An 18871-nucleotide genomic window follows, 5' to 3' on the forward strand; every position below is an offset into this window, starting at 1 on the left:
GTCCTCAAACGGAATGGCGCAGACGGCGGATCAACTTCGTGAGTCACCTGTTTTTCAGCTCCACGCTTCGTGAATTGCAGCTTTTCATCCGGTCCCGGCGCTTTTGGGCGACCTTTGCGCTGGTGGTCCTCATCTTCGCCGTCAGCGGTCCGTACGGCACGTTCGAACGCATGACGTTCGGTGTCCGGCTCGGCTACTGGTTGATCGTACATGCCGCTACCTGGGCGATCGCGATTACCTTTTCCCTGGCCGCCGAGGTCCTCCTGCGCGAACGGCTCGGCAATACGCTGCTGCGCATGATGATCGGCTCGCTGGTTGCAGCCTTGCCGATCGGCTTTGCGCTCGGCCTCATCGACTTCGCGTTCACGGGGGATTGGGCGGAAACCGGCAACGGTTTGCGCCGCGCCCTTGTCGCCCTTCCGCTCTGCGCCCTCTTCTGTCTGCTCACCTATACGGCCATGCATCGTCAGATCGCCGCAGCGGCCACCTACCCCGCCTCGTCAGAGCCGCCGGCCGCCCTCGCTCCTCCTGCTGCCAGACAGCCGTCCGGCCCGGAAATCCTTGGACGGCTGAAACCGCAGAACCGCGGGCCGCTCGTGCGCCTATCCGTCGAGGATCATTATACCGAGGTGATCACCCTCCGCGGCCGGGAACTCATCCTCCTGCGCTTTGCCGACGCGCTGAAAGAGCTCGGGGACACGCCGGGCCTGCAGGTACACCGCTCGCATTGGGTGGCGGAAGCGCAGGTCGAAAAACTGATGCGGGACAACGGCAAGCTGCTTGTCATCATGTCGGACGGTTCCGAGATCCCGGTCAGCCGGCCCAATCTGGAAGCGGTGCGCCAGCGCTTCAAGCGGTTTCCGGGGTAAAGCGGCTGTCGGCACGGGCATCCGTCCCGCCCCGTAAGGTCATCACGAAGTCGTGTTCCTTCTGGGTGTAACCTCACTCTCCTCCTGACGAATAAGCCGATGTGCGCTGAGACGCACACCCACACTCGCTCTCTGGAGGAGACGATATGTCAACAGGTACATCAGTAACAACGGCCATGCTCGCGGCGGCCGTCGCATCGGCCCTGTCATCGATCGCTTATGCCGCCCCCCTGTCGCAGGCGGAAGTCAAGTCGGCGATGGATGCCGGCAAGGAGAAATGCTTCGGCGTCGCAATGAAGGGGCAGAACGATTGCGCCGCAGGCCCGGGAACCACCTGCCAGGGCACCTCGACGGTCGACTATCAGGGCAATGCCTGGAAATTCGTCAACGGGGGAACCTGCGAGACCATGCAACTGCCGGGAAACCGCATGGGATCGAAGCAGGCTCTCACTCGCGACATTCCTTCGTGATTGCCGACCTTCCTGATTGCTGATTTTCGGAAAGCGGAGGGATACAATGAATCCGAACGCGCATGACATCGGGCACGGTGCCCTTCGCTTTCCGCCTTTCCGGGCCGACGGGCAGGCAGGAACAAGCTTCAAACCAGAGCATCTTCCCGCGATTTTGGAGCAATTTCCGAAACGCGGCTTCTTCGAAGTCCATGCCGAGAACTATATGGGATCGGGAGGTCCGCCACATCAGGCGCTGTCCCGCATCCGCCAGGACTATCCGCTTTCCGTCCACGGCGTATGCATGTCGATCGGCGGCCCCCGCCCGCTCGACCGGGAGCACCTGGCGCGCTTCAAGGCCCTGGTTGATCGCTACGAGCCCGCGCTGGTTTCCGAACACCTGGCCTGGTCGACACACGAGACCACCTATTTCAACGATCTCCTGCCGTTGCCATACAACGACCAGACATTGCGGCATGTGGCTGACCACATCGATGAAGTCCAGCAGACGATCGGCCGCCCGATCCTCCTGGAAAACCCGTCCAGCTATCTCTCCTTCAAGGAGTCGACGATGGCGGAAACGGAATTCATCCGGGCTCTGACGAAACGGACCGGCTGCGGCCTGCTTCTGGACGTCAACAATGTCTTCGTTTCGGCGGCGAACTTGAGCTCGTCGCCGCTCGACTATCTGGCGGACTATCCGCTCGATCTCGTCGAGGAAATCCATCTTGCAGGCCACAAGGCGCAAAGCGACGAGGACGGCGGAACGCTGCTGATCGACAGCCATGACGGGCCCGTATGCGATGCCGTCTGGCAATTGTTCGAAACCGTCATATGCCGAACCGGCCCGATCCCCACCCTTGTCGAATGGGACAGTGCAATTCCGGCCTGGATCACGCTTGAAAAGGAAGCGGCCGCCGCGCAGGCGATCCTCGATCGGCATTCGTCCAGCCATGGAAGGGAAGCCCGCCATGCAGCCTTCTGATGCCGGCATCGCCGGATCCGACGCCTATTCGCAGGCATTTTCATCATGCCTGCTCGACCCCCGTCGATCGCCACCGCCTGACGTTCAGGCGCCTGGAGGGAAAGATGTGGAGCGGCGGTTCAATATCTACCGCAACAATGTCGTGGTCAGCTTGATCGAGGCGCTTGCCGCGGTCTTCCCGGCGACCCAGCGCATAACCGGTCCGGACTTTTTCCGGGCAATGGCCCGCTTCCATATCCGCGAAACTCCGCCCGCATCACCGCTGCTTTTTGAGTACGGGCGAGAATTTCCTGATTTCATTGCGCAATACGAATACGCCCGCTCGATGCCGTGGCTGGCGGATGTCGCGCGCATCGAGCGCGCCTGGCTCGACGCCTATCACGCTGCCGATGAAGCCGTGCTTGCCGCGGAAGCGCTGATTTTGCCGGCGCCGGCGAGTATCGGCGATCTCCGTTTCGTCGCCCATCCGGCGACCCGCCTTCTCCGCTCGCAATATCCCGCATTCACCATCTTTTCGGCAAATCGAAGTGATGATCCGGTCGGGCCCATCACGGCGACGGAGCCCGAATGGACGCTGATAACCCGGCCCGCATTGGACGTGGAAGTCCGTAAGCTCTCGCCTGGCGCGGCACTCATGCTCGCGCGGCTGATTGCGGGAGGCACTCTCGCCGAGGCGGCGGGCGACGCGTTTGCCGTCTGCCCCGATTTCGACCTTGCGTCCGCCATATCCGGCATTATCGAGGTCGGCGCCTTTTCCGATGTTTCCAGGATAGGAGTGGGAAGATGAAGACGAAACAGAGCCCCGCCCTCACAACCGGCTCCGGCTTCCGGCCCTCGGTAAGTGCTGCCTACGCATTCATCACAAGGCTCGTGCCCATGCCCTTGACGCAGTTCGCCCTGAGGGTCGCCCTTGCGGTACCGTTCTGGCGTTCCGGAATAAACAAATGGGACGGCTTCCTGCAGCTGAACGATGTCGCCGTCCTGCTCTTCTCCTCCGAGTTCCAGTTGCATCTGCCGGGAGGCCCATATCCGTATCCCTTCCCCGGTACCGTCGCCTTCATGTCCGCCTCGGCTGAAATCCTGCTGCCGCTCCTTCTCGTGCTTGGTTTGGTCACGCGTGGAGCCGCGCTCGCTGTTCTCCTGATGACGCTCGTCATTCAGTTGACTGTTCCCGACGGCTGGCCCATCCATCTGACATGGGCAGCGATGGCATTGGGCATCATGGCTTTAGGCCCCGGCCGGTGGTCGCTCGATTCGTTTATCGGCATCGACCGCAACCCCTCCCGCGCATGATTGCCGATTGAAGGTCCCAGGCTCCGGCGGTCCGCACGGACGGAACCGACATCCGGCACGGGTGAGCTTTCTGTCGATTTGGCGATTTATGGGGTTCCGTTCGCCAAAACATTTGCCTATAAGCCGCGTCTAGCCTGAAAAGACATGCTCGCGCGACCCGACCGGTGGTATTCCACACCGTGCCGGTTTTTCGCGCAGGAAAAAGCGGAAAGATACCCATGCCCAAGCGCCAAGATTTGAAATCGATCCTCATCATCGGCGCGGGTCCGATCGTCATCGGTCAGGCATGCGAGTTCGACTATTCTGGCACCCAGGCCTGCAAGGCGCTGAAGGAGGAAGGTTACCGGGTCATCCTGGTGAACTCCAACCCGGCGACCATCATGACCGATCCCGGTCTCGCGGATGCGACTTATGTCGAGCCGATCACCCCGGAAGTCGTCGCCAAGATCATCGCCAAGGAGCGTCCTGACGCGCTCCTGCCGACCATGGGCGGCCAGACGGCGCTGAACACCGCGCTCTCGCTCAAGCGCATGGGCGTGCTGGACCGCTACAATGTCGAAATGATCGGCGCCAAGCCAGCCGCCATCGACAAGGCGGAGGACCGCGCCCTCTTCCGCGAAGCCATGGCCAAGATCGGTTTGGAGACGCCGAAGTCCATGCTGGCGAATGCCACCGACATCAAGGACACCGATCGCAAGACCCATGAGGCCGAGCGCGCCAAGCTGCGCGAGCGCCTTTCGGGCGGTGATCTGGACAAGGCGCTCGACGACCTCGAAAACCATTGGAATCTCGGCGAGAGCGACCGCAAGCAGCGCTATATGAGCCACGCCATGGCGATCGCCGCGCAGGCGCTCGATCATGTCGGCCTGCCGGCGATCATCCGCCCCTCCTTCACGCTCGGCGGCACCGGCGGCGGCATTGCCTACAACCGCTCGGAATTTTTCGAGATCGTCTCGGGCGGCCTCGATGCTTCGCCAACCACCGAGGTGCTGATCGAAGAGTCGGTGCTCGGCTGGAAAGAGTATGAGATGGAAGTCATCCGCGACAAGGCGGACAACTGCATCATCATCTGCTCGATCGAGAACATCGATCCGATGGGCGTCCACACGGGCGATTCCATTACCGTCGCGCCGGCGCTGACGCTGACCGACAAGGAATACCAGATGATGCGCAACGCCTCGATTGCGGTTCTGCGCGAGATCGGCGTCGAGACCGGCGGCTCCAACGTGCAGTTCGCGGTCAACCCGGCCGACGGCCGCCTCGTCGTCATCGAAATGAACCCGCGCGTCTCGCGCTCCTCCGCGCTCGCCTCCAAGGCGACCGGCTTCCCGATTGCCAAGGTCGCGGCAAAGCTCGCCGTCGGTTACACGCTGGACGAACTGGAAAACGACATCACCGGCGGTGCGACGCCCGCCTCGTTCGAACCGTCGATCGACTATGTGGTCACCAAGATCCCGCGTTTCGCCTTCGAGAAGTTCCCGGGCGCTGAGCCGACGCTCACCACCGCGATGAAGTCGGTCGGCGAAGTGATGGCGATCGGCCGCACATTCGCGGAGTCGCTGCAGAAGGCTTTGCGCGGCCTTGAAACCGGGCTCACCGGTCTCGACGAGATCGAGATTCCCGGTCTCGAAGACGGCGAAAACTCCAAGAACGCCATTCGCGCCGCGATCGGCACGCCGACCCCCGATCGCCTGCGCATGGTGGCCCAGGCGCTCCGCCTCGGCCTGACCGAAGCGGAAGTGCACGAAGCCTGCAAGATCGATCCCTGGTTCATCGCCCAGCTCAAGGCGATCATCGACATGGAAGAGCGCATCCGGGAACATGGCCTGCCGACGGACGCCGAAAACCTTCGCATGCTGAAGGCCATGGGCTTCTCCGACGCCCGCCTTGCGAGCCTTACCGGCAAGCGCCCCAAGGAAGTGGCCGAACTGCGCAACTCGCTGAATGTCCGCCCGGTTTTCAAGCGGATCGACACCTGCGCTGCCGAATTCGCCTCCCCGACCGCCTATATGTATTCGACCTACGAAGTGCCCTTCGTCGGTGCGCTCCGCTCCGAAGCGGAAGTCTCCGCTGCAAAGAAGGTCGTTATCCTCGGCGGCGGTCCGAACCGCATCGGCCAGGGCATCGAGTTCGACTATTGCTGCTGCCACGCCGCCTTCGCATTGAAGGACGCGGGTTATGAAGCGATCATGATCAACTGCAACCCGGAAACCGTCTCGACCGACTACGACACCTCCGACCGCCTCTATTTCGAGCCGCTGACGGCGGAAGACGTCATCGAGATCCTGCGCGCTGAACAGGAAAAAGGCGAAGTGGTCGGCGTCATCGTCCAGTTCGGCGGCCAGACGCCGCTGAAGCTTGCGGAGGCGCTCGAAAAGAACGGCATCCCGATCCTCGGCACGGCACCCGACATGATCGACCTCGCCGAAGACCGCGACCGCTTCCAGAAGCTGCTGATGAAGCTCGATCTCAACCAGCCGAACAACGGTATCGCCTACTCCGTCGAGCAGGCCCGGCTGGTCGCGGCCGAAATCGGCTTCCCTCTGGTTGTCCGCCCGTCCTACGTCCTCGGCGGCCGCGCCATGCAGATCATCCATTCGGAATCGATGCTGCAGACCTACCTGCTCGACACCGTTCCGGGCCTCGTGCCGGAAGACATCAAGCAGCGTTACCCGAATGACAAGACCGGCCAGATCAACACCCTGCTCGGCAAGAATCCGCTGTTGTTCGACAGCTATCTCACCCATGCGATCGAGGTGGACGTCGACTGCCTCTGCGACGGCACCGACGTCTATGTCGCCGGTATCATGGAGCATATCGAGGAAGCAGGCATCCATTCGGGCGATAGCGCCTGCTCGCTGCCGCCGCGCACTCTCTCGCCGGAGCTCATCGATGAACTGGAACGCCAGTCGAAAGCGATGGCCAAGGCTCTGAACGTTGTTGGCCTGATGAACGTCCAGTTCGCCATCAAGGACGGCACCGTCTACGTGCTGGAAGTCAACCCGCGCGCCTCGCGCACCGTGCCCTTCGTCGCCAAGACCATCGGTGCACCGATCGCCAAGCTCGCCGCTCGCGTCATGGCGGGCGAGAAGCTCGATCCGACATTTGCCGCCTATGGCAAAAAGCCAGACCCGCGCAACCTGAAGCACATCGCGGTCAAGGAAGCTGTCTTCCCGTTCGCCAAATTCCCGGGCGTGGATACCCTGCTCGGGCCGGAAATGCGCTCGACGGGGGAAGTTATCGGCTTGGACACCGATTTTGCGCTTGCGTTTGCCAAGTCGCAGCTCGGCGCCGGCGTGGAACTGCCGCGCACCGGCACGGTCTTCGTCTCCGTACGCGATGAGGACAAGGCCCGCGTCCTGCCGGCGATCCGCATTCTGACCGAAATCGGCTTCAAGGTCCTGGCAACCGGCGGCACGGCGCGCTTCCTGGGTGAAAACGGCATCGAGGCCACGAAGATCAACAAGGTTCTCGAAGGCCGGCCGCATATCGAAGACGCGATCCGCAACCGTCAGGTCCAGCTGGTCATCAACACCACGGACGGCAACAAGGCGATCTCGGATTCCAAATCGCTGCGCCGCGCCACGCTGATGCAGAAGGTACCGTACTACACCACCATGGCCGGCGCCGAAGCCGCAGCCATGGCCATCAGGGCGTTGAAGGCAGGCAATCTCGAAGTCCGCCCGCTGCAGAGCTATTTCGCCTGAACGCCTCTGTTTCCACCATCTCCGATGGACGCCCTTCCATAAGGGGCGTCCGCTCGGGGGCCCGGCAAAGGGCTGCTTAAAAAGCCGCGGCGTTCGCCCGCGGTCGGCGCCGCATCTCGCTTCAAAAATAGTCTCGGATCAGTCGCCACACCAATAGCGCGATGGCGACGATGGTCGCCCACATCACAAGCGATATCAGTATCGAGACAATCAGATATCTCAGCCGCCTCGTCATCGGCGAGCCCTCCAGGATCGACGCTGAAGGCATTTAAGAACAAGTGGGCACCATGTCTCTGGCAGCCGATCATCGCGGTTGATGGCTTTTAGCCAGACCTGAGCCCGTGTCGCCGCGCCTGCGCCAGTCGCATACATTTGTGATCCGGGAAATGACAATACGCCCATTTCGGCTGGTGGATAATCGCCCGGAAGATCGACTTGCCGAACCTTTCAGGAGGCATTCGGCGGCCCGGAACGATAAGGGGCACGGGCTCTGACAAGGCGTTGGACGGCATTCATATCTTTTCCGAAACGGTCCAGCTCTCTCATCCTCTGGGCCTCATCCGGAATCCGGAGAAGATAGGCTGGATGCACGGTCACGAAGAGTATGCGCCCATCAGCCAATGCCATGGGCTCTCCGCGCACATCCTCGAGCTTCTGGCGCATATCGGTCAACGCAAAAAGGGCTGTTGCGCCCATCGCCACCACGACCTCCGGCTTCACCAGTTCAAGCTCCTGCATCAGCCACCAGCGGCATTGCCTGATCTCGCCCATGTTCGGCTTCTGATGGATCCGCCGTTTGCCCCGCGGCACGTATTTGAAGTGCTTAACGGCGTTGGTAATATAGAGAGAACGCCGGTCGATGCCGGCTTCGGCAAGCGTGTCGTTGAAGAGCTTTCCGGCCGGCCCCACGAACGGCTTGCCCGCAAGATCCTCCTGATCGCCGGGTTGTTCGCCAACGACCATCACCCTGGCGTCGGCTGGGCCATCCCCGAAAACCGTCTGGGTTGCCAGACAATGGATATCGCAGCGCGTGCAGTGCCGTGCTTCCTGCTTGAGGGCCGAAAGAGTGCCGGCAGCAGGGGCCGACGGCACCGGCGCCCTGGCTGCCGCCTCCTGGATGCGGTGGTGGAAGGGCAACGGCTCACTCGCCGCTCTTTTCCCCATCTCGATCACGCTCGCTTCGGCATTCGCGATCAGATCCGGAATGAGCGTAGCTTCCGGCAGGTTCTTCCAGTATTTCTTCGGCATCTCCTTTGTCATCATCTTCACCTTGAGCCGGGCCGGATTGAAGATGGATGCATAATAGGTGCGCCAGAGATCCTCGGTCTCATCCTTCAGATCAGGTTTTTCCGCAGGCTCGTCGCAGGTCCTCAAAGTCTCCCCGTCCCAAGAGGCCGAGCCTTTCGGCGTCGCAATCAGCCAATCCATGTCCGTGAAGCGGCGCTGGAAGAAAGGCGCTACGCGCGCAAGGATGAAATGGTCTGGTTCGAACCAGGAGAAGAATCGCCGGCGTCCTGCAGTCCCCGCCGGCAACGGCAACTCCTTGAAGCGAACGAAAGCGGTCATCTTGTGGTAGTCCCGCCCGACAGCCTTGGCCATGCGCTGCGCCGCGACGACGTCGGTATCGGATGCCATCTGCAGGAGATGCCGCCCATGCATCAACCGAAAGAGCAAGCGGTAGAGCAGAGCAAAACGTGTCGGATCGGAATGACAGATCACTGCCCCCGCCAGCCGGATGAAGGACGGCGGCACGGAGAGCGGCGGATGCGCCTCATGAGGCGGCGGCAGGTTGTTGTCGTCAAACCCGAACAGACCATCGGCATCGTCCATGGTCCGCCATTCGATGACATCAGGGACGATACCCGCCATCAGATATGCTCGGGCCGCGTCGCGCCACTCGGTAAGGTCTCCCCTGCCTCTCAGCGAATAGCGGTACATCATAGAAGCGAGAGCTGTTCCGGTTTAGGCTGGAACATGGCAGCAAGATCAGGCCGGTCGACAAGCCGATGCGGCGTCCAGCCCTCGCAGGTAATAAACGGCTGGACCTTCTTCAGCGACACGCCGAGCCGCTTGAGATCATCAAGCCTCAGCCGCCGGAAGCGGCGGGCCGAAAGAATGCCCTTGACGGTCTTGGTGCCGAAACCCGGCACCCGTAGCAGCCGCTCTTTGTCTGCCCTGTTCACGTCGACGGGAAACTGCTCCCGGTGTCCCAATGCCCAGGCAAGCTTGGGATCGAGATCAAGATCCAGCATGCCGTCTGGCTGGCTTGCGGTGATCTCGCCGATCTCGAACCCGTAGAAGCGGTAAAGCCAGTCCGCCTGATAGAGTCGATGCTCGCGCATCAGCGGCGGCTTGATCAGCGGCAGGTTCCTGGACGAATCAGGAATGGGACTGAATGCAGAATAATAGACCCGCTTCAGACCATAGCTTCCGTAGAGCCTGGCGCTGGTGCCAAGGATGGTCGCATCGCTGGCGCCATCGGCGCCCACGATCATCTGCGTGCTCTGTCCGGCCGGCGCAAATTTCTTCCGTCGTTTGGATTGCAGCGTCGGCTCCGCCATTTCCTCGATCTTGAGACGGAGCTTGCCCATCGACTGCCGGATGCCATCCGGCCGCTTTTCCGGCGCGAACTTGGCAATTCCATTGTCGGTGGGCAGCTCGATATTGATCGACAACCGGTCGGCGTAAAGTCCGGCTTCCTCGATAAGAGGTGCCGACGCCTCCGGGATGGTTTTCAGGTGGATATAGCCCCTGAAATTGTGCGTGGTTCGCAATTCTCGGGCGATCAGCACCATCTCTTCCATCGTGTGATCGGAGGAGCGGATGATTCCCGAAGACAGGAACAGGCCTTCGATATAATTTCGCCGGTAGAACTCCAGCGTCAGCCAGATCACCTCCTGCGGTGTAAATCGAGCCCTTTCTACATTGCTGGAGGAGCGATTGACGCAATAGGCGCAGTCATAGATGCAGAAATTCGTAAGCAGGATCTTGAGAAGGGAAATGCAGCGGCCATCGGGTGCATAGGCATGACAGATCCCCGAACCTTCCGTAGAACCAAGCCCTCCCGAAGAGGAGGAGTCCCGCCTCACCGTTCCGCTCGAAGCGCAGGAAGCGTCGTATTTTGCGGCGTCGGAAAGTATTGCCAACCGTTCTTTGAGCGACTTCTTCATCGTTATGTTCACTATTTGTTCTATTTTAGAAAGTCAAGACATTGACAAACCGATGAGCTTGGAATCTCATGAGCGGACTTGCGTTCGCCTCGACAGGGTTCGAAAATCCTAGCTTTGGTTGTCGAAGTTCTGTTATAGTGAGCAAAATTTTGATCTTACGATGGTTCCGAAGTTTTACTCCGGAACCTGTTTCTTTTTGTGTCCGCGGCATCCGCGGACATGAGTCTGAAGGACAGTGAAATGGTTGATAAGGTACCGATGACGCCGAATGGTTTTGCCAAGCTGCAGGAAGAACTGCGCTGGCGCCAGCAGGAGGAGCGTCCCCGTATCATCGAGGCGATTGCGGAAGCCCGCGCCCACGGCGACCTCTCGGAAAATGCCGAATATCACGCCGCCAAGGAGGCCCAAAGCCACAACGAAGGCCGGATCACCGAGCTTGAGGACCTGACGGCGCGCGCCGAGATCATAGACCTCACCAAGATGTCCGGCTCGAAGATCAAGTTCGGCGCCACCGTCAAGCTCGTCGACGAAGATACCGACGAGGAAAAGACCTACCAGATCGTCGGCGACCAGGAAGCCGATGTGAAGGCTGGGCGCATCTCCATCTCTTCCCCCATTGCCCGCGCGATGATCGGCAAGGAAGCCGGCGAGTCGATCGAAGTTGTCGCGCCCGGCGGTTCCAAGGCCTACGAGATTCTGTCCGTCTCCTGGGGCTGATTGTCCGTGGGGAAAAATGGCGATCCCGCCATCGTGGATATTCGTGACGTCGAAGTCGTTGCGCCGAATTTCAAGCGGCGGCTCTCCGGCGTCACCTCGACGATCATCCAGCTCGTGCCCGTACAGAGATCGCTCGGTCAGAAGGTTGCAACGCTCGGTCCGGGATTGCCTGCCGATCTGCCGCATATCCGCTACCGCGATCTCTGGGCGTTCTGGATTCCCCCGCGCGGCAAGCGATGCCGCGTCTGGCATGCGCGCCGCAATATCGAAATGCTGCCGGCCATCCTGATGCGGGATGTGCTGCGCATGCCGCTGAAGATCGTCTTCACATCCGCCTCGCAGCGACGCCATACCGGCTGGACCAAATGGCTGATCTCGAAGATGGACGCCGTGATCGCGACCAGCAGCAAGACGGCCGACTATCTTGCCGTACCGAATACGGTGATCCTGCATGGCATCGATACCGATCGTTTCTCGCCGCCCGCCGACAAGGCGGAGGCGAAACGCGCCCGAGGACTGGACCCGACCAAAAAATTCGTCGGCTGCTTCGGACGTGTGCGGCACCAGAAGGGCACGGATGTTTTCGTCGATTCGATGATCCGCCTCTTGCCGGACCGGCCCGACTGGGCGGCGATCGTCGCAGGACGCGCCACCGGCCCTCATGTGGAGTTCGAAAGCGGCCTGAAGGCGAAAGTGGCCGCAGCGGGCCTTGCCGACCGCATCCTTTTCGTTGGCGAACATACCAACATCAACGAATGGTACCGGGCGCTCGACCTCTTCATCGCGCCGCAGCGCTGGGAAGGGTTCGGGCTCACGCCCCTCGAAGCCATGGCGACCGCCCTGCCCGTCATCGCCACCGATGTCGGCGCTTTTCCGGAGCTTCTGGTGACGGGAGACCGGGAGACCGGCGTGATCGTTGAAAGCGGCAGTGTCGATGCGATGACCGAAGCCGCAGTCTCCTTCATGGATGACGAAAGCCGCAGACATGCAGCCTCCGCCTGCTCGCGGGCTCATGCATTGGAAAATTTCAGCATCGAGGGCGAGGCAAAACGCCTCGGCAACACCTACCGGATCACGGCTTCTGCTTGAAAAGCTCGATATAGGTGTTGGTGATCGCTTCTTCGCTGAAGCGCTCAACCAGCGTCCTGGAGGCGCCCTCAACCAGGCTGGCCGCAAGCTTCTCGTCGCTGAGAACCTGGGAAATGGCACCAGCCAGGCCATCTGCGTCGCCGATGTCGACCAGCAGACCGCTTTCGCGGTCGCGGATGCACCAGCTCGGTCCTTCCGCCCGTGTGGCAACGATCGGCCGCCTCTGCGCCCAGACCTCGAATATGACATTGCCGAGCGGTTCATGGCTGGACGGCATTGCAAAGACATCCGCCGCAGCGACATAGGGCCGCGTATCGGTCTGCCAGCCGAGGAAACGCACCCGCTCGGTCATTCCCCGCTCGCGCACGAGCACCTGGAGCGCCTCACCTTCCTCGCCCTCGCCCGCTAGCCATAACCAGACATCCGGCAAGGTCGCCAGCGCCTCGATCAGCGTATGAAAACCCTTCCGCTTCACAAAACGCCCCATGGCCATGACAAGCGGAACGCCTTCCGGCGTATTCACCGCGGACCGCGCGATCGGGGCAACGGCTTGGGTACTGGTGAAGTTGGCGATCACCTCGATGCGACGCGTCCAGCCGAGGCCTCGCACGTGGTCGGCCATTGCCGGCGTCAGGCAGACGATCACATCCGTATTGCGGAAATAGCTGAGCCTCTTCGGATAATCCCCAAGACGCGAAATCTTGATGCAGCCGGGATAGGCCGGCAGGAGTTCGCTGCCGCGGGTGCCCCAGGCCATCAGCGCATCGGGTTTCTCACGCTCGGCAAGCCGCTTTGCCTTCAAGGGCAGCAGATAGCGGTCGAGGGAGATGTTGCGGAAATTGCTCTCCGTGATCGTGACGACGTTTTCGATATCCTTGCGCCAGCTGCGCCCGGGCCGGATGATCGCCCGCTGCTCCACGCCCCGGCGGGCCAGCGCGTTGGCGAGGTGCGTGAAGAAACGCTCGAGGCCGCCTTCCTTGCCGAAATGGTAGTGGTGGATCCTCATGGCTTGCTGGTGCCCGTTTCAAACAGGCGCAGATAAGCGTCGGTGACCGCCTCTTCGGAAAACCGCTCCCGCATGGTCTGCCGCCCGCCTTCCACCAGACGCTGCCTGAGCGCAGGATCGTCCCTGATGCGCCGGATCGCCGCTGCCAGCGCTTCGAAATCCTCGCAATCCACCAAAAGGCCGTCCTTTTCGTCGCTCATCATCCAGGAAGGACCTTCCGACCGCGTGGAGACGATCGGTTTCTCAGCACACCAGCCCTCCAGGCACACATTGCCCAGCGGCTCGTGCGTCGACGGCACGGCAAGCACATCGGCGGCGGCCAGGAAGGAATAGACATTCGTCTGCCAGCCCGCGAAGCGGACGCGATCCCTGATGCCGAGCTCATCCACCTGACGTTCCAGGTTCTCCCGCTCTACGCCTTCGCCAAGGAGCCAGAGATAGGCGTTTTCCACCTTCGCCATGGCCTGAACGAGCGTGTGAAACCCTTTTCGGCGAACAAACCGTCCCATGCCGACCACCACAAAGGCGTCGTCTGGCGTCTGGAGCGCCTCACGGGAGACCACCGGGCCAGGAAGCGAATAGGTGAAGTTGGTGATTACCTCCAACCCGCGTTGCCAGCCGAGTTCGCCGACCTTACGGGCAATGTCCGGCGTGTTGCAGACAAGGATCTCGGCGTTGCGGTAGTAGTTCAGATGGTGCGGGTAGTCGCCGAGGCGGGATATCCGCCTGGCTTTCTTGTAGTTCGGCAAGGCACGGCTCGCACGCATCTGCCATGCCAGGATGACATCCGGCTGGAAATCCCTGAGGATCAGCCTAAGCCGGGCAGCAAAGAGGAAACGGGACGGCGAATACCGCCGGAAGATGCCCTCGTAGACCTGTCCGTACCGGCCGATTTCTTCTTTCCAGGTCCGGTCGGGTCGGATCAGCATCCGCTGTTCGACGCCGCGCCCGTGAAGCGAATGGGCGAGATTGACCAGGAACCGTTCCGCACCGCCTTCTTTCCCGAAATGGATGTGCAGGACCTTCATAGAATTCTCCATCAACGCGTCGGCGCGTCGTCCCTGTTCGGCCGCTCCTTGAGCGCCTGACGCTGGTATAGTTTGGCTTCGGTGAGAAACGCATAGACGGCGACCGTCATCGCCTCGATGAACCCGGGCGCCCCGCAGCGCCAGAGCCCGTTTCTCAGATACAGCCGGTAGAAGTAAAGCAACGGCGAGACGAGCAGCTTGATCGGCTTCGGTTTCTTGCCCGCTGCAAACTTCTGGTCCGCCTTGAGCGTGGAATATTTGTTTTCCTTGAGAATTTGTTCGTCGATGACGATCGGCCGGTAGTGCAGCAGGCTGCCCGCCTTCGTTTTCTCCACCCGCCCCTCAGGAACGATACCTTCGTGCACCGCCTGCGTCAGGTCGAACGCTCCCTTGCCCTTTCGGATCAACCTCAGGATCTTGCGTTCTCTCACCCGCTCCGGCGTATAACCGTAGCCGATCAGATAGGGGCGCCGCGCCATCCTCCAGCCGACAATCTCCTCGTCCGCCGCGATCAGTTCGGGAAGCAATTTCCGCAATGGCTGATCGAGCCGCTCGTCGGCATCGATGCTGAAGCACCATTTCTCCCGGCAAAGCTCCAGGGCAAACTGCTTCTGGGCCGCGTAACCGCGCCATCGCTCGTGAAAGAGCCTGATCGGCCACCCGCTGTCGATATAGGACTGGACGAGACGGATCGTGCCGTCGGACGACCCTGAATCGACGATGACGATGTCGGAAAAGTCGGCAAGGCTCTCGATGCAGTTGCCGAGATAGCGTTCCTCGTCCTGGCAGATGATGAAAGCCGATATCGGAAGCTTAGACATGACCGCCGCCACCGGACCCGTCGAAGGGAGACGCCGCAAACCCCTGCTCGACAAATTGGCCGGGGTCGCGGAAGTGCGCGCTTCCCGGATAGCCGAACTCGATTTCGCGATCGGCAGAAATCTTCTGCATGATCTTCACGTATTCCTGGGCGCCACCGAAGTGCTGCCCGCTCGAGATCGCCTCCTGCACGCGCTCCTGATAGTCGGAAAAAAACTTGAAATGCAGCAGGACACCGAAGATAGGGGAAAAATTGCGCTGGTAGGGCAAAGGCTGATGGATGTTCTCCCCGAGCGAACATTCCTTGTCCCAGAACATCAGCGGATATTTCATCAGGTCCACATTGGAACCGAACAGGCGTTTTCGCGCCCCGCCGCGGATGCGCTGGAAACGGGCGTTCCTGACGACCGTATATCCGTCGCGGTCGTAGCAATCCGCGACCTGCCATGGCATCTGCCCCTCCTCGCCGGTAAATTCAGCGGCCGCAATGTCGCTTGAGGGATACATGTCGATCATCGGCGCCGCGAGCCGCCGGATGGAGCGCTCTTCCAGGCGTGCAATCAGCCTGGGCAGCGGCATCTCGAAACAGCGGTCGTAGATCAGGAATTCGTCCGAATCGACGTTCAGGTACCAGCGGTCGAAGCCGTAGATTGAAAACAGTTCCTCCCGCCAGCTTTTCCCGCGCCTGGCATCCTTGTAGCGAAGCGGAGAAGCCCAGAGATCGGTATCGGCCTGCGCGGCCAGATATTCGGCGGTCCCGTCGGTGGATTGGTCGTCCACACATATGAAGCGCGTGACGCCGAGCCGGCGGTAATGGGCGAAGAATGACGGCAGCAGGCGGCGATCGTTGCGGCACAGGAAAACCAGCGGCATGTCGTCCGCGGCCAGCGCTCTCAACCGCTGCGGCGACGCCAGACCCAGAGAACCGGCCTTGCTCAGGGCAAAGATGCGCTTTCGCGACCTCCTCGTCCCGTTCCACGTCAACAGCCGCTCGAGCGGGGAACGCCGCCAAAGCGGGCCCTTCATGCCCGGCGCTGGATAGACCGTCTCAGGCATTCGACTCTCTTTCATAGATCCGGACAGCCAGGGCCAGCACCCGCTAGATCTCCACCAGGCCGAGCTGCTTCACCTGCCGGATCGTCAGCATGGTCCGAACCGTGTCCACATGCTCGTCGGCAGTCAGGACTTCGATGACGAAATCCTGGAATACGGTCAGATTCTGTGCCGCGCAACGCAGCAGGAAATCGCTGTCCCCGTTGACCATCCAGGCCTCACGCACCAGCGGCCATTGCTGCACCTTGGAAGCAAAGCCCTTCAAATCCGCGTCCGACTGGCGCTTAAGGCCGACCATGCAGAAGGCGACCAGATCGAAGCCGAGTTTCGGGCCGTTGAGGAGCGCGTGATAACCCTCGATGATTCCCGCTTCCTCGAGTTTGCGCACACGTCGCAGACAGGGCGGCGCCGAAATGCCGACGCGTTCGGCGAGATCGACATTCGTCATTCTCCCGTCACGCTGGAGCTCCCTGAGGATCTTGATGTCGATGGCGTCCAGATCGGCGCGGAACACGGCTTTCCCCTTTTGTCGGCAAGGCTTTTAGCGGAAACGGGATTTAACGCAAGGAGCATGCCGCAATGCGAACTGATCTGTTATTAACGCAAGGCTGCCCTTGCATTGCTGCATGGATCGACCTTACATGGCATTTTGAAAGCGGCAGACCGGAAATCGACCCCCTATATGAGGGGCAATAAAATACGAGTCGATCGGTCTTTGAAAGGAAGCACATATGTCCGCCCGTCACACCGAGGTCCTGATCATCGGTTCCGGCCCGGCCGGCTACACCGCCGCAATCTACGCCGCCCGCGCCATGCTGAAGCCGGTGCTGATCGCCGGCATGGAACAGGGTGGCCAGTTGATGATCACCACCGATGTGGAAAATTATCCCGGTTTCGGTGATCCGATCCAGGGGCCCTGGCTCATGGAGCAGATGCTGAAACAGGCGACCCATGTGGGCGCCGAAATCGTCAACGATTTGGTGACCGAGGTCGATCTCGACCGTCGCCCCTTCACCGTGCGCACCGATTCCGGTGCCGTCTGGACGGCGGAGACGATCATCATTTCCACTGGTGCCAAAGCCAAATGGCTGGGCATCGAAAGCGAGCAGCATTTCCAGGGCTTCGGCGTGTCCGCCTGCGCCACCTGCGACGGCTTCTTCTATCGCAACAGGGACGTGATCGTGGTCGGCGGCGGCAATTCCGCCGTGGAAGAGGCACTGTATCTCTCCAACATCGCCAAGTCCGTCACCGTGGTTCATCGCCGCGACTCGTTCCGCTCGGAGAAGATCCTGCAGGAACGCCTGTTCCAGCGCCCGAATGTCAGCGTGCTCTGGAACACGGAAATCGCCGAGATCACCGGCAAGCCGGCCAAGCCTCCGATGCCTCCGTCTGTCGAAGGGGTGAAGCTGCGCAGTACCCTGACCGGCGCCATCACAGACTTTCCGATCCACGGTGTCTTCGTGGCGATCGGCCATGCGCCCGCGACCGAACTTTTCAAGGGCAAGCTGAAGATGAAGCCGAACGGCTACCTTTGGACCGCACCGGACTCGACGGCAACCGACGTGCCGGGGGTCTTCGCCGCCGGCGACGTGACCGACGACACCTTCCGCCAGGCGATCACCGCCGCGGGCATGGGCTGCATGGCCGCACTCGAGGCCGAACGTTACCTTGCCGGCATTCAGCCGGTGGCCGTGGCCGCGGAGTGACATTGAAACATGGGTGTGCCGCTCGACTGGGACAAGTTGCGAATTTTTCATGCGGCGGCGGAGGCAGGCTCCTTCACCCATGCGGCGGACAAACTCCACCTTTCCCAGTCGGCCATCAGCCGCCAGGTCAGCGCGCTTGAGCAGGATGTCGGTGTCAAGCTGTTTCACCGGCATGCGCGCGGCCTGATCCTCACCGAACAGGGCGAACTCCTCTACCGCACCGCCCATGACGTTCTCCTGAAGCTCGAAACGGTGAAGATGCAGCTGACCGAGACGACGGAAAAACCGTCCGGCAAGCTGCGCGTCACGACGACGGTCGGCCTTGGCCAGGGCTGGCTCACCGACAAGGTGCAGGAGTTTCTGCAGCTTTATCCCGAAATGTCGATCCAGCTCATCCTCGACAACGAGGAAGTGGACGTGAACATGCGCCACGCGGACTGCGCCATTCGCCTGCGCCAGCCGCAACAGTCCGACCTGATCCAGCGCAAGCTGTTCACAGTCCATATGCACGTCTACGCGGCCCCCTCCTATATCAACCGCTATGGCGAACCGCAGTCGGTTGAGGACCTCGACACGCATCGGATCATCACGTTTGGCGAACCGGCGCCGAGCTACCTGCTCGACGTGAACTGGCTGGAATATGCCGGTCGCTCGTCCGACAACAGCCGCACGCCGCATCTTCAGATCAACAGCCAGACTTCGATCAAGCGCGCCTGTCTGCTCGGCATCGGTATAGCTTGCCTTCCCGACTACATCGTCGGGCGCGATCCCGGCCTCATTCAACTCGCGATCAACGCCGACATCCCCTCTTTCGACACCTACTTCTGCTATCCCGACGAAATGAAGAACGCTGCGAAGCTCAAAGTCTTCCGCGATTTCATCGTAGGCAAGGCGCGAAACTGGAATTTCTGATTTCGTCGCACTTCCGTGCGAGGCGGTAAAGCGGCTTATCCCCCAGGGATTTCAGGTATATACGGCAG

The 18871-nt window shown here is 61.1% G+C and carries 17 protein-coding genes; 10 read left to right on the plus strand and 7 right to left on the minus strand.

All coding sequences use genetic code 11. From position 1 onward, the window contains the following. Positions 1 to 38: 38 nt before the first annotated feature. The 6 genes from EDE05_RS05280 to carB all read left to right on the plus strand — a co-directional run bounded on the left by EDE05_RS05280 (position 39) and on the right by carB (position 7303). On the plus strand, positions 39 to 869 hold the full coding sequence (locus EDE05_RS05280) for a LytTR family DNA-binding domain-containing protein (protein ID WP_132408987.1): 831 nt from the start codon (positions 39 to 41) through the stop codon (positions 867 to 869). A 146-nt stretch (positions 870 to 1015) separates the two neighbouring features. Next, the gene (locus EDE05_RS05285) at positions 1016 to 1339 is read left to right on the plus strand and encodes a DUF2282 domain-containing protein (protein ID WP_132408989.1); all 324 of its coding nucleotides are present in this window, start codon (positions 1016 to 1018) and stop codon (positions 1337 to 1339) included. Between the two features lie 46 nt (positions 1340 to 1385). Beyond that, positions 1386 to 2303, plus strand: coding sequence for a DUF692 domain-containing protein (locus EDE05_RS05290; protein WP_132408991.1), 918 nt, complete (start codon positions 1386 to 1388; stop codon positions 2301 to 2303). Then, positions 2290 to 3090 (plus strand): DNA-binding domain-containing protein, encoded by an 801-nt coding sequence (locus EDE05_RS05295; RefSeq protein ID WP_132408993.1) that lies wholly within the window; start codon positions 2290 to 2292, stop codon positions 3088 to 3090. The genes EDE05_RS05290 and EDE05_RS05295 overlap by 14 nt, the downstream gene beginning before the upstream one ends. An 89-nt stretch (positions 3091 to 3179) precedes the next feature. Further along, on the plus strand, positions 3180 to 3596 hold the full coding sequence (locus EDE05_RS05300; RefSeq protein ID WP_245422729.1) for a DoxX family protein: 417 nt from the start codon (positions 3180 to 3182) through the stop codon (positions 3594 to 3596). Between the two features lie 218 nt (positions 3597 to 3814). Further along, the gene (gene carB, locus EDE05_RS05305; RefSeq protein WP_112801013.1) at positions 3815 to 7303 is read left to right on the plus strand and encodes a carbamoyl-phosphate synthase large subunit; all 3489 of its coding nucleotides are present in this window, start codon (positions 3815 to 3817) and stop codon (positions 7301 to 7303) included. A 447-nt stretch (positions 7304 to 7750) separates the two neighbouring features. Here the strand turns inward: carB and EDE05_RS05310 are convergent, their stop codons facing one another. Further along, a complete protein-coding gene (locus tag EDE05_RS05310) occupies positions 7751 to 9241 on the minus strand; it encodes a UdgX family uracil-DNA binding protein (RefSeq protein ID WP_165924119.1) in 1491 nt (496 codons plus the stop codon). After that, complete coding sequence (locus tag EDE05_RS05315) at positions 9241 to 10473, minus strand: putative DNA modification/repair radical SAM protein (protein ID WP_132408999.1); 1233 nt, start codon at positions 10471 to 10473, stop codon at positions 9241 to 9243. The genes EDE05_RS05310 and EDE05_RS05315 overlap by 1 nt, the downstream gene beginning before the upstream one ends. Before the next feature lie 240 nt (positions 10474 to 10713). On the opposite strand from EDE05_RS05315, the gene greA reads away from it, so the two are divergent. After that, on the plus strand, positions 10714 to 11190 hold the full coding sequence (gene greA, locus EDE05_RS05320; protein ID WP_105370242.1) for a transcription elongation factor GreA: 477 nt from the start codon (positions 10714 to 10716) through the stop codon (positions 11188 to 11190). A gap of 30 nt (positions 11191 to 11220) precedes the next feature. Next, on the plus strand, positions 11221 to 12279 hold the full coding sequence (locus tag EDE05_RS05325; protein ID WP_132409315.1) for a glycosyltransferase family 4 protein: 1059 nt from the start codon (positions 11221 to 11223) through the stop codon (positions 12277 to 12279). Here EDE05_RS05325 and EDE05_RS05330 read toward each other — a convergent pair. The 5 genes from EDE05_RS05330 to EDE05_RS05350 are packed head-to-tail and all read right to left on the minus strand — an operon-like array spanning position 12263 to position 16699. Continuing rightward, on the minus strand, positions 12263 to 13285 hold the full coding sequence (locus EDE05_RS05330) for a glycosyltransferase (RefSeq protein ID WP_132409001.1): 1023 nt from the start codon (positions 13283 to 13285) through the stop codon (positions 12263 to 12265). The genes EDE05_RS05325 and EDE05_RS05330 overlap by 17 nt on opposite strands. Beyond that, on the minus strand, positions 13282 to 14313 hold the full coding sequence (locus EDE05_RS05335; RefSeq protein WP_132409003.1) for a glycosyltransferase: 1032 nt from the start codon (positions 14311 to 14313) through the stop codon (positions 13282 to 13284). Before EDE05_RS05335 ends, EDE05_RS05330 begins: the two co-directional genes overlap by 4 nt. An 11-nt stretch (positions 14314 to 14324) precedes the next feature. Next, positions 14325 to 15134 carry a glycosyltransferase family 2 protein gene (locus EDE05_RS05340; protein ID WP_132409005.1) on the minus strand — a complete coding sequence of 270 codons (810 nt, stop codon included), beginning with the start codon at positions 15132 to 15134 and terminating at the stop codon, positions 14325 to 14327. Then, positions 15127 to 16188, minus strand: a complete 1062-nt coding sequence (locus EDE05_RS05345; RefSeq protein ID WP_132409007.1) for a glycosyltransferase family 2 protein — start codon at positions 16186 to 16188, stop codon at positions 15127 to 15129. The genes EDE05_RS05340 and EDE05_RS05345 overlap by 8 nt, the downstream gene beginning before the upstream one ends. Positions 16189 to 16231: 43 nt before the next feature. Beyond that, on the minus strand, positions 16232 to 16699 hold the full coding sequence (locus tag EDE05_RS05350; protein ID WP_105370246.1) for an Lrp/AsnC family transcriptional regulator: 468 nt from the start codon (positions 16697 to 16699) through the stop codon (positions 16232 to 16234). 217 nt (positions 16700 to 16916) lie between these two features. Here EDE05_RS05350 and trxB point away from each other — a divergent pair, with 217 nt between their 5' ends. Next, the gene (gene trxB / locus EDE05_RS05355) at positions 16917 to 17891 is read left to right on the plus strand and encodes a thioredoxin-disulfide reductase (protein WP_132409009.1); all 975 of its coding nucleotides are present in this window, start codon (positions 16917 to 16919) and stop codon (positions 17889 to 17891) included. A 15-nt stretch (positions 17892 to 17906) separates the two neighbouring features. Further along, a complete protein-coding gene (locus tag EDE05_RS05360; RefSeq protein WP_162711247.1) occupies positions 17907 to 18803 on the plus strand; it encodes a LysR family transcriptional regulator VtlR in 897 nt (298 codons plus the stop codon). The last annotated feature ends 68 nt before the right edge of the window (positions 18804 to 18871 follow it).

This window comes from Neorhizobium sp. R1-B (assembly GCF_004368875.1).
Classification (GTDB): domain Bacteria; phylum Pseudomonadota; class Alphaproteobacteria; order Rhizobiales; family Rhizobiaceae; genus Neorhizobium; species Neorhizobium huautlense.